The following is a 13944-nucleotide window of genomic DNA, read 5'->3' as shown; positions in this document are numbered from 1 at the left end:
CGTCAGACAAGCCCCGTGCGCAGGAAGTCGTGGATGTGGATCAGCCCGGCCGGCGCCCCCTCGGGGGTGACCACGAACAGGCAGGTGATGCGGCGCGCCTGCATCTCGGCCAGCGCCGCCTCGGCCAGCGCGTCCGGGCCGATGGTGCGCGGGTTGCGGGTCATCACCTCGGCGGCGCTATGGTCCAGCAGCCCCTGCATGTGCCGCCGCAGGTCGCCGTCGGTGATGATGCCGGTCAGCCGGCCCTCGGCATCGGTGACGCCGGTCACGCCGAAGCTTTTCTGGCTGATGGTCAGCAGCGCCTCGGCCATGGGCGCGGTCTCGGGGACCAGCGGCATGTCCTCATGCATCAGGTCGGCCACCCGCGACAGTTTCGCGCCCAGCTTGCCGCCGGGATGGAAGGTGCGGAAATGCTCGGGCGTGAACTGGCGATGCTCCATCAGCGCCACGGCCAGCGCATCGCCCAGCGCCATGGTCATGGTGGTCGAGGTGGTGGGCACGATGCCGGTGCCGCAGGCTTCGGGCGCCGCGGGCAGGACCAGCGCCACGTCCGCCTGGCGCAGCAGCGTCGATTGCGGCCGCCCGGCGACGCCGATCAGCGGGATCTGGAAGCGCCGGGTATGGGCGACGATATCGGCGATCTCGGGCGTCTCGCCGGAATTGGACAGCACCAGCGCCACGTCGCCCTGCGTCACCATGCCCAGGTCGCCATGGCTCGCCTCGGCCGGATGGACGAATTGCGCCGGCGTCCCGGTCGAGGCCAGCGTCGCCGCGATCTTGCGCCCGACATGGCCGGACTTGCCCATGCCCGAGACCACGACCCGGCCGCGCGCGGCCAGGACGGTCTCGACCGCGCGGTCGAAGCTGTCGCCAAGGCTCTCGGCCAGCAGGGCCAGCCCCTCGGCCTCGGTGCGGATCACCCTGCGGGCGGTGTCGAGATATGCGCTCATGGCCCGCAACCTAGTGGTGGAAGATGTCGTTTTCATCCCCCCAGCCCAGCAGGTCCAGATGGGCCCGGGCAGGAAGGAAGTCGAAACAGGCCTCGGCCAGGCCCAGCCGCCCCTCGCGCGCCAGCCGCTTTTCCAGTTCGGCCTTCAGCGCGTGCAGGTAAAGCACGTCCGAGGCGGCATATTCCAGCTGCGCATCCGTCAGTTCGGCCGCGCCCCAGTCGCTGGTCTGCTGCTGCTTGGAGATGTCGACGCCGACCAGTTCGGACAGCAGGTATTTCAGCCCGTGCCGGTCGGTATAGGTGCGCACCATCTTGCTGGCGATCTTGGTGCACCAGACCGGCTTCGTCACCACGCCGAAGGCCGCCTCCAGCGCGGCGATGTCGAAACGGCCGAAATGGAACAGCTTCAGCACCTCGGGATCGGTCAGCATCCGGGTCAGGTTCGGCGCCTCGTGCTGGCCGCGGGCGATCTGCACCAGATGCGCGTTGCCGTCGCCCGAGGACAGCTGCACCAGGCACAGCCGGTCGCGGCGCGGGTCCAGCCCCATCGTCTCGGTGTCGATGGCCACGACCGGACCCAGGTCCAGATCGTCCGGCAGGTCGTTGTGGTAAAGGGTAATCGTCATCTGTGGCTTCTCGGGCTGCGGGTTTGGGTTGCTGTAACCCCTTTGCCCCCGCCTGCGCCAGCCCCGGCGTCGGAAGTCGGCAGGCCGCGGCCCATCGCCGCATCCCCGCCGGAAGGTGGCGCAGGAGCGCAACAATCCCGATTGTTTCTCTCTGGACCGGCATAATATCCGAGTAAAATACTTGTGCATTTTGGGACCGGCCATATAACTCGCGCCAGTTTCGAACGAATCAAGGCAGTGACCATGAAAATGCGCCGTATCATCCCGCTGGCGGGCGTATCCTCGCTTGCGCTCGCGACAGCCCTTTACGCCCAGGAGGGTCAGAATGCCGAGGCCGTCGTCCTGAATCCGATCACCCTGATCGCCGACGGCCAGGAGAATGTCGAGGCGACCGGCGGCGTGTCGGTCACCCCGGAGGATATCGAGGCGATGCAGCCCGCCGACGTGTCCGAGCTGTTCGCCCGCGATTCCGCCATCACCGTTTCCGGCGGCGCCGGCCCGTCCAAGCGCATCCACGTCTTCGGCATGGAGCAGTCGAACCTGGCCGTCACCGTGGACGGCGTGCCGCAAGGGCCGACCAGCTGGCATCATACCGGCTCGAACGTCGTCGACCCGGCCTTCCTGAAATCGGTCGAGGTCGAGGCTGGCGCCGCCGCTGCCGATGCCGGCTTCGGCGCCGCCGCCGGCGCGCTGCGCTATGAAACCGTCGGCGCCAAGGACCTGCTGACCGATGGCAGGACCCAGGGCGGCCGCGTCGGGCTGTCCTATGGCAGCAACGGCCGCGGCGTCGCGGGTTCGCTGGCCGGCTATGGGGTCTATGAGGGCTTCGACTGGTTTGCCATGGTGCACGGCGCGAACGGCGACAATTACGAGGCCGCGAACGGTCGCGAGATGCCGGGCACCGAACCGGCCACCCGGGGTGCATTGCTTAAGCTGGGCTATGAATTCGACACGCATCGCGTCGAATTGTCCTATGACCACAGCAAGGACGACGCCGACCGCGTCATCAAGATGAACATGGACCTGAATGCGGACGACGCTGTCTATCCGCTGAAAGTCACGCGCAACACGCTGAAGCTGAAATACAGTTCGACCGCGCCGACCGATGCCTGGGACCCCGAAGCGACGGTCTATGTCAGCCGCAACGAATATTGGCGCCCGAACTATGCCGTCGGCGACCTGATCAGCGACGATCCAGGCGCGTCGTCCCGCCCCAATGGCGACATGATTCTTGAAACCACGACCATCGGCGGCGTTCTGAAGAACACCTACACGCTGGACCAGGGCCGGATCACCGCCGGGATAGATTGGCAGCACGACGACTATCACATCGACAACTACGGTGACCACTCGGCGGCGCGGACGCGTCCGTTCAACCTGGACACCATGCAGATCGGCACTTTCGTGCAGGGCCGCTTTGCGTTCGACAACGGCATCGACCTGTCCACAGGTCTGCGGCTGGATCATCACCGCTATACCGACTGGAACAACAACAGCTATTCCGATACCGGCGCCAGCGTGAATGGCACGATTTCGTATGAATTCGCGGAAGGATACGAGGTCTTTGCCGGCGCATCGCGCACATGGCTGGGTTACGAAATCGGCGAATACGGTCTGCTGCACGCGCGGAACGATGCGTTCACCACCGACCCCGACTATGAGCCGGCGACGGCTCGCAACGTCAAGCTGGGCTTGAATGCCAATCAGGGCAACTGGACCGGAAACATCACCTTCTTCGACACGCGGCTGGACGGGCTGGCCGAATATGATGTTGCCAGCGGCTATCTGACCAATGCCGACGAATACCGCAGCAAGGGCTTTACCTTGCAAGGCAGCTACACTTGGGGTTCGGGCCGCATCGGCGCCAGCTTCACCAAGGCCGACGTAACCCAGAACGGCGAGGACAAGGTGCCGGACGGCGGCACCGTGATGCCGGTCGGCAAGCTGGCCACCCTGTTCATCGACCAGGAGATCCCCCAGTATAACCTCAAGGTCGGCGGCACCGTCGAATGGGCCGGTTCGCTGAACAGCGGTTCACTGGTCGATGAGAGTGGCGCCCCGCTCGGCTTCGAAGACCACGATTCCTATACCATCGTGAACGTCTATGGCCAGTGGCGTCCCCAGAACTACGAGAACGTGGTCGTGCATCTGGGCGTCGATAACCTGTTCGACGAAAGCTATTACGAGCGCAGCAGCTATGTCGAACGCGTCATGGGCAGCCGGATCATCGACCCCCTCTACGCCCCCGGCCGCACCGTCACGCTGGGCGTGAAGATGGACTTCTGATCCAGCCCGGCAGACGCATAGGAAAGGCCCCCGCCCGCGGGGGCCTTTTTCCATGGCTGAGCCGGTAGAAATGATGTTTGAAATATCACTATCACCCTGCTAGACATCCATTATCAAGGATTGGAAATCACTGCATGATGACCTCGGCCCAGATGCGTGCGGCGCGTGCCCTGCTTGGCATCGACCAGAAGCGCCTGGCCGAGCTCTCGGGCCTGTCGGTCCCGACCATCCAGCGCATGGAGGCCAGCGACGGCAATGTGCGCGGCGTGGTCGAAAGCCTGACCCGCGTGGTCGAGGCGCTGGAGGCCGCCGGGATCGAGCTGATCGGCGAGGGCGCCGCCAGCCCCTCGGGCGGGCGCGGCGTGCGGCTGAAATCCGGTCCGCAGACGTAATCGCGACGGCGACCGCCGACAGACAGCCGACGATCCCGCCGCCTCCTTCGCGAAGGTGCGGCCCAGATGAACCAGCAGGCAAGCGCGGCGCCCGGATTTGCGCCGCTGTTCACCCCGAAACTGATCACCGTCCTGCGCGAGGGCTATGGCGCGGCCCAACTGCGCGCCGATGCCCTGGCCGGGCTGACCGTCGCCATCGTGGCGCTGCCCCTGTCGATGGCCATCGCCATCGCCTCCGGCGCCTCGCCGGCGCAGGGGCTCTATACCGCCATCGTCGGCGGCTTCCTGGTCTCGGCGCTTGGCGGCTCGCGCTACCAGATCGGCGGGCCGGCGGGGGCCTTCATCGTGCTGGTCGCCGGCATCGTGGCGCAGCACGGCATGTCGGGGCTGATCCTGGCGACCTTCCTGTCGGGGCTGATGCTGGTCGCCATCGGGCTGCTCAGGCTGGGCACCTTCATCAAGTTCATCCCCTTTCCGGTGACGGTCGGCTTCACCGCCGGCATCGCGGTGATCATCTTCACCAGCCAGCTGAAGGAGATCTTCGGCCTGTCCCTGGCCCATGAGCCGGGCGAGCTGGTGGAAAAGATCCCCGCCCTCTGGCAAGCCCGCGCCAGCCTGTCCCCCGCCGCGCTGGGGATCGCGCTGGGAACGATCGCGGTGATCCTGGGGCTGAAGCGCGCCCGGCCGCACTGGCCCGGCATGCTGATCGCCGTGGCGCTGGCGGCGGGCTTCACCGCGGCGACGGGGGCGGATGTCGCGACCATCGGCAGCCGCTTCGGCGGCATCCCCTCGACCCTGCCCGCCCCGGCGCTGCCGGAGCTGTCGCTGGACAGGGTGCTGACGCTCTTGCCCGCCGCCCTGTCGCTGACGCTGCTCGGCGCCATCGAATCGCTGCTTTCGGCGGTGGTCGCGGATGGCATGACCGGCCGCCGCCACCGCTCGAATTGCGAGTTGGTGGCGCAGGGCGTGGCCAATATGGGCTCGGCGCTGTTCGGCGGCATCTGCGTCACTGGCACCATCGCGCGGACGGCGACCAATGTGCGCGCGGGGGCGCATGGGCCGGTGGCGGGGATGCTGCATGCGCTGTTCCTGCTGGGCTTCATGCTGCTGGCGGCACCGCTGGCGTCTTATATCCCGCTGGCGGCGCTGGCCGGCGTGCTGGCAGTGGTGGCCTGGAACATGATCGAGAAACCCGCCATCGCCATCCTGCTGCGCTCGGGCTGGGGCGAGGCGGCGGTGCTGCTGGTCACCTTCGGGCTGACGATCTTCCGCGACCTGACCGAGGCCATCGTGGTGGGCCTGGCGCTCGGCTCGGTGCTGTTCATCCAGCGCATGAGCCAGGCCGTGGGGGTCGAGGCGCTGGTCGGCGCCGACACGGCCGACAGCGCCCAGCCGCGCCCGGACCAGCCGCAGCCGCGCGACGTGGTGGTCTATCGCATCTCGGGAGCACTGTTCTTCGGCGCCACGGCCTCGATCGGCTCGGTCCTGGATCGCATCCAGGACGGGTTCCGGGTGCTGGTGGTGGATTTCAGCGCCGTGCCCTTCCTGGATTCCACCGGCGCCAACATGATCGAGGGACTGGCGCACAAGGCGCAGCGCCGCGGCATCGCGCTGTGGCTGACCGGCACCAGCCGCGACATCCGCCGGGTGCTGCTGACGCATGGGCTGCGCCGTCCGCTGGCGCGCTATGCGCCGACGGTCGAGGAGGCGCTGCGCCGGCGTCACGGGTCATAGCGATTCTGCGCGCGCCGTGCCTGCTGGGAGGTCTTGCCTCCGGCGGGAGTATTTTTCCAACGGTGAAGCGGCGGGCGCGAAAAGGGCGGCTCGATGGCCGCCCGGCGCTGTTTCAGCCCATCCTCTCGGATGCGTAGCTTCCCGGAGACGCCGGGAAGACGACGGTCTTGTTGCCGTTGAGGAACACCCGGCGGTGGATATGGGCGTGGATGGCGCGGGCCAGAACCTGGCTTTCCACGTCGCGGCCGAGGCTGACATAGTCCTCGGGCGATTGCGCATGCGTCACCCGGATGATGTCCTGCTCGATGATCGGGCCCTCGTCGAGATCCGCGGTCACGTAATGGCTGGTCGCGCCGATCAGCTTCACCCCGCGCTCGAAAGCCTGCTTGTAGGGGTTGGCGCCCTTGAAGCTCGGCAGGAAGGAATGGTGGATGTTGATGATCCGCCCCGACATCTTCTTGCACAGCGCATCCGACAGCACCTGCATGTAGCGCGCCAGCACCACCAGCTCGGCGCCGGAATCCTCGACCACCGCCATCAGCTGCGCCTCGGCCTGCGGCTTTTTCTCCTTGGTGACCTTGATGCAGTGGAAGGGGATGTCGTGGTTCACCACCACCTTCTGATAGTCCATGTGATTGCTGATCACCGCCACGATGTCGATCGGCAAGGCCCCGATGCGCCAGCGATACAGAAGGTCGTTCAGGCAATGCCCGAAGCGGCTGACCATGATCACCACCTTCATCTTCTCGGCCTCGTCATGGATGGCATAGTCCATGCCGAAGGGCTTGGCCGGCTCGGCCAGCCCGGCGCGCAATTCCTCCAGCCCCACGCCCTCCTCGGAGACGAAGCTGACGCGCATGAAGAAGCGCCCGGTCTCGGTATCGTCGAATTGCGAGCTGTCGGTGATGTTGCAGCCGTGCTCGGCCAGGAAGCCGGCCACGGTGGCGACGATGCCGCGGGTCGAGGGGCAGGCGACCGTCAGCGTGTATTTCTTCATCTGGCTCTCCACTGAGAGGGCAAAGGCCCTGATTTCTTTCTTGTGCAAATATCCCGGGGTCCGGGGCAGCGCCCCGGTCCGGCGGCGCGCTCAGGCGGTCAGGCCCTCGGGCTCGGGCCAGCCATTGGCCCGGCAGCAGGCGGTCAGCGTATTCGCCAGCAGGCAGGCGATGGTCATCGGCCCGACGCCCCCCGGCACCGGGGTGATGGCGCCGGCGACCTGCGCGGCAGCCTCGAAATCCACGTCGCCGACCAGCCGCGAGCGGCCCTCCTCCGCGATGCGGTTGATGCCCACGTCGATCACCGTCGCCCCCGGCCTGATCCAGTCGCCGCGGATCATCCGCGGCCGGCCCACCGCCGCGACCAGGATATCGGCCGTCCGGCACAGGCCGGCCAGGTCCTTCGTGCGCGAATGCGCGATGGTCACCGTGCAGCTGTCCCCCAGCAGCAGCTGCGCCATCGGCTTGCCGACGATGTTCGAGCGCCCCACCACCACCGCGTTCAGCCCGGCCAGATCGCCCAGCCGGTCGCGCAACAGCATCAGGCAGCCCAGAGGCGTGCAGGGCACCATGCTCTTCTGCCCGGTCCCCAGCAGCCCGACATTCGAGATATGGAACCCGTCCACGTCCTTCGCGGGATCGATGGCGTTGATCACCGCATCGGCGTCCATATGCGCGGGCAGCGGCAGCTGCACCAGGATGCCGTGCACCGCCGGATCGGCATTCAGCCCTTCGATCAGCGCCAGCAGTTCCGCCTGCGCGGTCTCGGCCGGCAGCTTGTGCTCGAAGCTCGCCATGCCGGCCTCGCGGGTCTGGATGCCCTTGTTCCTGACATAGACCTGGCTGGCCGGATCCTCGCCCACCAGCACCACCGCCAGGCCCGGCACCACCCCGTGCGCGGCCTGCAGCCGCCCCACATGCCCGGCAACCCGCGCCCGAACCCCGGCCGCAAAAGCCTTGCCGTCGATGATCGCTGCTCCCATTCGCCCAATCTCCTTTGCGTTCCGCACCGTGTTGCGGATGGCATCGGCCGCCCGCCCCGCTCGCGGATAGCGCAGGCGCCGGCATGTGCAAGCCCAGATCGACGCGCCTGCCCGCTCCGGTTCGCCTCTATCCCCGTTGCCGTCTTTTTCCAACCGCAAGCCGCAAGGGTCCGGCCGTATTGCGACAGGCCGGTGTCGTTTTGCGACGAGCGCGCGCGCGGGCTGCGTCAGCCGGACAGATAGTTTGCGACAGCGACCACGCCCAGGACCATCAACGCCAGCGCGGCAAGGAACAGCAGGCCGCGCAGCAGCGCAAAGGCCCGCTTGCGGCCGCGCAGCCAGCGCCCGAAACTGTAGACCACCAGCCAGGCCCAGGCTGCAGCACCGGCCAGCGCGATGCCGATCCCGGCCGCGCCTGCGCCCAGCCAGGGCGAGAGCAGCAGCACCAGCAGGCCGGCCAGCATGGCGAGAAGCAGGAAGCGGTCGGCCATCATGCGCCGGTAGCTGCCCGGCAAGGCGAAGCGCGTCAGGGCCGAGACCAGCCCGCCCCCGGCCCGCAGCGCCGTCGCCCCCCGCGTGCCCAGGATGCGCAGGATGCCGTCATCGGGCAGATCGTCGATCATGCGCGACAGGATCGCCATGCTGCGGCTGCCCCAGGCGGCAATGTCGCGCGGGCGCGGGCCGATGGGCTTGAGGTCCTTGTAATGCGCCCCGAAGCGGCCGAGATCCAGCGCGGCGGCATCCTTGACCCCCAGCGCCCGGGCGGCGGTGTCCTCGAAGGCGTCCTCGTCGATCCGGGCATCGCTCAGCTTGGCCTTCAGCAGCGCCAGACGACGCGTCTGCCCGGCGGGCTCGCCATATTCCTCGGCCAGGATCCGGCCCTGCAATTCGTCGATCCAGGCCTTGCGCTCGGCCTCGGGACGGTCGGACATCAGCGCGGCGACGATGCGCTCGGCGCCGTCGAGGCGGCCCCAGAGGATGTCATGCTCGCGCCAGTCGCGGTTCAGGAAGCCGCCGAAGGCGCCGACCGCGATCCCCGCCAGCTTGTCGGGGCGCGGGTTCAGCCCGCTGTCGGCGGGGCTGATGCGGAACACCTCGACCTGCGCGTGCTCCTGCAGCTCCGAGCCTTCGAGGAAGGGATAGGTCAAGACGTCGTGCCAGTGGAAATCGTCATAGACATCCAGAAGCGGCTGCAGCGCGGGCGCGGCCAGTTCGGCGCGCATGGCGGCGCTGCTGGCGTCGAAGGCCGCGCGCATGTCCCGGCCCAGCCCGGCCAGCGCCTTGTCCACCAGCGGCCTGATCTCGGTCTGGCGATAGATCTCGCGCGCCCTGTCGTAACGCTGGTCCAGGGTGGCGAGCCGCATCACCGCGCTGTATTCGGCCGAGTTCAGCTGCTCCAGCCGCGCGATCTCGGCATCGCTCAGCAGCGCCCGCGCCTGGCTGCTGTCGCGATTGCCCAGCCGGCGCAGCTCGGCCAGCTCCGCCTCGATCTTTTCGCGCAGCCGCACCAGCTGCGCGGGCGGCATGCCGCGGGCGACCTCGTCGCCCTCGATGCGCTTGCGCCGGTCCAGCGCCTCGTCGACATGGGCGCGCAGATGGATCAGGCGGCGCAGCCGGAAATCCAGGTCGTGGCGCGACAGGAAGGCGTTCTCGGTCTCGCGCGACCCGTCGCGATAGGCGCTGAAATTCGCGTCGCGCCAGGCGCGCAGGATCTGGCGCAGATACAGCGCCACGTCCGATTCCGGCTCGTGGCCCGCCAGCCCTGCCACGATTTCCGTCAGCCTGTCGGTCGTGCCATAGACCCGCAGGTGGTGATAGAGCGGATAGTTCTGCGGATATTCATGCTCGCCGGTCATCAGGTCGGCCAGATCCATCTGGTCCAGATCGTCCGGCTTGCGCTTCTGGCACATCACCCGTCCGGCGGCCTCGACCCGTTCCTGATCCCGGCGCCAGCGCGCCTGCAGCGTGCCCAGCCGTTCCAGCCGCCGGTTCATGCGGGCGACGGCGCGGATATCGTCGCGGATCACCTCGTAGCGCGGCAGGCCGGTCAGCGCCAGCCGGGCGTTCTGCAGGAAATCCACCCGTCCGGACGGCCGGTCGGGCTGCGGCCCGGCATCGGGAAAGGGGTCGATGAACAGCAGCTTGCGCGCGCCCGGCAGGGTGGTCGGCCGAAAGGGGATCAGCTCGATCGCATGGCTGAAGGGCCGGTTGTCCAGATAGCCGCCATCGGCGAACAGCCGGCCGGAATAATCCGGATCATGGCCGAAGAAGCGCCGATGCCCCGGGTCCTGCGCCGAGGCCGGCATGTCCGCATAGCGCATCGGCGGAAAGGCCACCGGAAAGGACGAGGTGCAGCGCGCGGCAAAGGCCAGCATGGCCTCGTTGCCGGGGGCGAAATCGTTGCGCCGCACCTCCTTGTCCGAACCGTCAAAGGCAAAGTGGAACACGCTGCGATGCACCCGTTCATCCAGCCGCGCCCCGGTCAGGTGGATCGGCGCATAGCGCCCCTGCAGGTCGGTGGCGGTGACGAACAGGTCCATCGACTCGGTCAGCGCCTTGCCGTCGCCGGTCAGCCGGCCAAGCGTGTCGTGCAGCATCTTGAACATATGGCCGCCGTCCAGCAGCGACTCGACCGGCTGCAGCTTGCCGGAAAGGCCGCTGCGGTCGTTGAGCAGCTTGCCGATATCGGCCTCGTTCGTCCAGGCGTCGCGCAGCACGTCGATGTTGCTTGCCCCCACGACCAGCGCCTTGGCCAGCGCCACGCCGTTGATGCCGCCCGCCGATGTGCCCGAGATGATGTCGATGACGAAGCGCCTGCGCCCCTCGCCGGGCCGCGCCAGTTCCCGCGACAGCCGGCGATAGATCTTCTCGCCCTCGTCCAGCGCGTCCTCGGGCAGGGCCGAGCTGCCGCGCACCATGCGCAAGAGTTCCTGCGCGATGCCGTTCATGTAGATCGCCAGCGAAACGCCGCCGTAAAGCACGACCGCGAACCGCACCTCGCCCGTAATCCGTTCGTCCATCCTGTCCCCCAGGGTGTGCCGTCGCAAGGAATCGTTCTGCTTCAGGATGGTAAGCCGATTTGCCTAATTTGTCCCGGAGGAAATACAACCGTCAGACGAGCGGGCGGTCGCCCAGATCCAGCTGCTGGAACGCTTCATAGGCGGCGATCACGGCGGCGCGCTGCGCCTCGTGCGCGGCGACGAAGCCGTCGCCCAGCAGCGTCTGGTCCGGGCATTCGGTGATCAGCATCAGCGGCACGGGCGCCCGCCGGTCCTCGGTCAGGATGCGGATGAAGCCCTGCGGCGCCTCCGGCAGCACGCCATGCCGCCGCGCCAGCGCCAGCTGCGCGGCGTTGCGTTCGGCCAGGCCCGGCACCTGGCGCAGCCGGGCGATCACCGCCTCGGCCAGCCGCGCGGCGGCGGCGCCCCAGCCGGGATGATGGCGCAGGATCAGGAAGAAGCCGCGCGGCAGGGTCCAGCCTTCGAAGCCGCGCGGCACATAGCCGCTGAGCGGCCGGGTCCATTCATGCGCCGGATAGCCGTGCAGGCTGACATGCAGCAGCGCCGCCGACAGGCAATAGGCCTGGTCGCGCAGCGCGCGCTCGGCATCGGGCGGGCCCTGGCGATATTCCAGGTCGTCGCCCAGCGCCGTATAGCGCGCGGCATGCAGCATGTGGCGCGGATTGTCGCGGGCAAGCCGCTGGCGCAGCGCATAGCCGTCGGGATTCTCCAGCGGGCAAAGCGAGAAATGCGCCCCTTCGCGCCCGGCAAGCTCCTGCGCGGCGCGCAGGGCGCCCACGGGGCCCGAGACCTCGTTGGCATGCTGCCCGGCCGAGATCATCACCGCCCGGTCGCGCCCCGGCAGGTAGCGCCCCTCGATCACCCGCCCGGCGACCGAGCGGGCATGAAAGGGCCGGCCCGGCAAGCCCGCCAGCTCGGCGGCGATCTGCTGCGGCGACAGCGCCTCGCGGGCCCGGTCGAGCGGCTGGCAGCCGCCCTCCCCGGCGCTGCGGCCCCAAGGGCGGGTCTCGATGCGCAGGCTGTGCCCCTCTCCCTGGCGGATGCGTGGCACGATCTGGCCGGGACGCAGGCCGCGATCACCGGGGGGTCGGCCCAAGCGGTGCCGGAAATGCTCGATGAGCGAGAAATACAGGTCCTCGTGCAGCGCCTCGACCAGCGACACCGCCTCGTCGCCCCAGCCCAGCGCCCGGTCGCGGACCGGCAGCGTGGCCGAGATCTCCAGCTCCTGAAAGAACGGCGCCTTCTGCCAGGGCGCGGCGGCGACGGCGCGCATGGCGTCGCGATACAGGGTCTCGTAATCGGTCAGCAGCTTCTCGCCCTGCCCGTCCCGGATCAGCCAGCCGCAGGGCGACAGCGCGGGCTGCATGGCGTGGTCGCGATGCAGGCGGTTGGGCGCCAGCACCGTCATCTCGCGCCGCATGCCCGAGACATAGCCGAGGCTCAGGCGATAGGCCGGCATGGCGGCGCTGTCCGGCCCCTCCTGCAGGTCGAATTCGGTCAGGGGGAACAGCGCCGGCAGCGGATAGGCTTCCAGCAGGAAGCGCCCCGGCGCGGCTTCGGGATGGCGCGGGCAGAGGATCCGCGCCTCGGCCAGGCCGGCGGTCTCGATCTCTTCCAGGAAGGCGTGCAAGAGCGGCTTGTAGGCCGAGCGGCAATGCGCCCGCACCCCGCGCAGCGCCAGCGCCGCCTCGGCCGCGCGGCGGGTCGGCGCGTCGTCGAAGCTCCAGATCTCGGCCTGGGCGCAGGTCAGCTCGCGCGCAAGCCGCGCCAGCGTGGCGGGATAGCGCGCCTGAAAGAGCAGCCGGGTGTCGTCCATCAGCCTGCCTTGCGCAGGACCTCGCAAAGCTGCGCGACCGTGGCCGGGAAGGGATTGCCCTTCATCGAGGAACTGGCCAGCGACGCCTCGGCCACTGCCTCGTGCCGCGCCGGGTCCAGGCCCTGCGCTTGCAGGCCCGGCAGGCCGGCCTCGCGCGCCCAGCAGGCCAGGGCCTGCGGCGCCGCGGCCTCGTCGCAGCCCAGCACGGCAGCGATCTCGGCGCAGACCTCGCGGATGCGGGCGGGTTCGGGGGCATGGGCGCGGTTCATCTCCAGCACCGGGCCCAGCAGCGCGCCGCAGACCGCGCCATGGGCGGCGGGCGTCACGCCGCCGATCACACCGGCCAGCCCATGCACCGCGCCAAGCCCGCCATTGGCCAGGGCGATGCCGCCCGACAGGCTGACCCAGGCCATGCGGTCGCGCGCCTGCGCATCCTCGGCCAGCATCAGCCGCAGCAGCGCGCGCAATCCCGGCCCGATGGCCGGACGGGTCAACGCATCGGTGAAGGGCGTGGCGTGGACCGAGACATAGGGCTCGATCACCTGCGCCAGCGCGTCGAGACCCGATGCCAGCGTCACCGCGCGCGGGCAATGGTCGGTCAGCGCCGGGTCGACGATGGCAAGCCGCGGCAGCATCCTTTCGTCGCGGATCGAGACCTTGCGGCCATGCTCGGGCAGGCCGATCACCGCGTTCCGCGTCGCCTCGGCCCCGGTGCCGGCGGTGGTCGGCAAAGCGACATAGGGCAGGGGCGGCGCGGCCAGCGGCAGGCCGCGGCCGACGACCTCCAGATGGTCCATGATCCCGCCCGGCGCCGGGATCAGCGCCGCCAGGGCCTTGCCCAGATCCAGCGCCGCGCCGCCGCCAAGCGCCGCCACCCAATCGGCGCCGAAGCCCTTGGCCTGCACCAGCGCCGCCTCCAGCATCGGCAAGCTCGGCTCGGCCCCGCAGGCGACGGCCAGCACCTCGGCCCCCGCCTCGCGCAGCCCGTCGAGCAACCAGCCGGCGCGGGCCGGATTCGCGCCATGCACCAGCACGCCGCGCGATCCATGGACCCGGATCATCGCCGGGGCGTTCTGCGCCTGGCCGCGGCCGAAGATCACCCGGCCCGGCAGGGCAAAGGAAAACCCGCTCATGCCGTCCCCG

10 protein-coding genes are annotated in these 13944 nt (G+C 68.9%); 3 read left to right on the top strand and 7 right to left on the bottom strand.

Annotated features, from left to right (window positions below):
* Positions 1-2: 2 nt before the first annotated feature.
* Together LOS78_RS09090 and LOS78_RS09085 are read right to left on the bottom strand one after the other, a co-directional pair.
* Positions 3-950: an SIS domain-containing protein gene (locus LOS78_RS09090; protein ID WP_230378013.1), complete on the bottom strand. Its 948-nt coding sequence runs from the start codon at positions 948-950 to the stop codon at positions 3-5.
* Between the two features lie 10 nt (positions 951-960).
* Complete coding sequence (locus LOS78_RS09085) at positions 961-1575, bottom strand: ribonuclease D (RefSeq protein ID WP_230378012.1); 615 nt, start codon at positions 1573-1575, stop codon at positions 961-963.
* A gap of 243 nt (positions 1576-1818) precedes the next feature.
* Here LOS78_RS09085 and LOS78_RS09080 point away from each other — a divergent pair, with 243 nt between their 5' ends.
* The 3 genes from LOS78_RS09080 to LOS78_RS09070 all read left to right on the top strand — a co-directional run bounded on the left by LOS78_RS09080 (position 1819) and on the right by LOS78_RS09070 (position 5987).
* Positions 1819-3861: a TonB-dependent receptor domain-containing protein gene (locus LOS78_RS09080; RefSeq protein WP_230378011.1), complete on the top strand. Its 2043-nt coding sequence runs from the start codon at positions 1819-1821 to the stop codon at positions 3859-3861.
* A gap of 134 nt (positions 3862-3995) precedes the next feature.
* Positions 3996-4253: a helix-turn-helix domain-containing protein gene (locus LOS78_RS09075; RefSeq protein WP_028713927.1), complete on the top strand. Its 258-nt coding sequence runs from the start codon at positions 3996-3998 to the stop codon at positions 4251-4253.
* Between the two features lie 66 nt (positions 4254-4319).
* Positions 4320-5987 (top strand): SulP family inorganic anion transporter, encoded by a 1668-nt coding sequence (locus LOS78_RS09070; protein ID WP_230378010.1) that lies wholly within the window; start codon positions 4320-4322, stop codon positions 5985-5987.
* 112 nt (positions 5988-6099) lie between these two features.
* Here LOS78_RS09070 and purU read toward each other — a convergent pair whose 3' ends face one another.
* The 5 genes from purU to LOS78_RS09045 form a co-directional block, all read right to left on the bottom strand.
* The gene (purU, locus tag LOS78_RS09065; protein ID WP_230378009.1) at positions 6100-6984 is read right to left on the bottom strand and encodes a formyltetrahydrofolate deformylase; all 885 of its coding nucleotides are present in this window, start codon (positions 6982-6984) and stop codon (positions 6100-6102) included.
* Between the two features lie 90 nt (positions 6985-7074).
* Positions 7075-7965, bottom strand: a complete 891-nt coding sequence (gene folD, locus LOS78_RS09060; RefSeq protein WP_230378008.1) for a bifunctional methylenetetrahydrofolate dehydrogenase/methenyltetrahydrofolate cyclohydrolase FolD — start codon at positions 7963-7965, stop codon at positions 7075-7077.
* Between the two features lie 227 nt (positions 7966-8192).
* The gene (locus LOS78_RS09055) at positions 8193-10985 is read right to left on the bottom strand and encodes a patatin-like protein (protein ID WP_230378007.1); all 2793 of its coding nucleotides are present in this window, start codon (positions 10983-10985) and stop codon (positions 8193-8195) included.
* A gap of 91 nt (positions 10986-11076) precedes the next feature.
* Positions 11077-12801: a M14 family zinc carboxypeptidase gene (locus tag LOS78_RS09050; protein WP_230378006.1), complete on the bottom strand. Its 1725-nt coding sequence runs from the start codon at positions 12799-12801 to the stop codon at positions 11077-11079.
* Entirely contained in the window at positions 12801-13934 is a 1134-nt protein-coding gene (locus LOS78_RS09045; RefSeq protein WP_230378508.1) for an iron-containing alcohol dehydrogenase, read from the bottom strand. The genes LOS78_RS09050 and LOS78_RS09045 overlap by 1 nt, the downstream gene beginning before the upstream one ends.
* Positions 13935-13944 lie beyond the last annotated feature (10 nt).

It is taken from the genome of Paracoccus sp. MA, assembly GCF_020990385.1.
GTDB lineage: Bacteria > Pseudomonadota > Alphaproteobacteria > Rhodobacterales > Rhodobacteraceae > Paracoccus.
Note: the sequence above shows the minus strand (reverse complement) of the source record. Positions and strands in the feature narration are given on the sequence as shown.

Coding starts and splice junctions, on each gene's coding strand:
- LOS78_RS09055 (WP_230378007.1), bottom strand. CDS start 10,985: ATGGACGAACGGATTACGGGCGAGGTGCGGTTCGCGGTCGTGCTTTAC.
- LOS78_RS09090 (WP_230378013.1), bottom strand. CDS start 950: ATGAGCGCATATCTCGACACCGCCCGCAGGGTGATCCGCACCGAGGCC.
- LOS78_RS09085 (WP_230378012.1), bottom strand. CDS start 1,575: ATGACGATTACCCTTTACCACAACGACCTGCCGGACGATCTGGACCTG.
- LOS78_RS09080 (WP_230378011.1), top strand. CDS start 1,819: ATGAAAATGCGCCGTATCATCCCGCTGGCGGGCGTATCCTCGCTTGCG.
- purU (WP_230378009.1), bottom strand. CDS start 6,984: ATGAAGAAATACACGCTGACGGTCGCCTGCCCCTCGACCCGCGGCATC.
- LOS78_RS09075 (WP_028713927.1), top strand. CDS start 3,996: ATGATGACCTCGGCCCAGATGCGTGCGGCGCGTGCCCTGCTTGGCATC.
- LOS78_RS09070 (WP_230378010.1), top strand. CDS start 4,320: ATGAACCAGCAGGCAAGCGCGGCGCCCGGATTTGCGCCGCTGTTCACC.
- LOS78_RS09050 (WP_230378006.1), bottom strand. CDS start 12,801: ATGGACGACACCCGGCTGCTCTTTCAGGCGCGCTATCCCGCCACGCTG.
- LOS78_RS09045 (WP_230378508.1), bottom strand. CDS start 13,934: ATGAGCGGGTTTTCCTTTGCCCTGCCGGGCCGGGTGATCTTCGGCCGC.
- folD (WP_230378008.1), bottom strand. CDS start 7,965: ATGGGAGCAGCGATCATCGACGGCAAGGCTTTTGCGGCCGGGGTTCGG.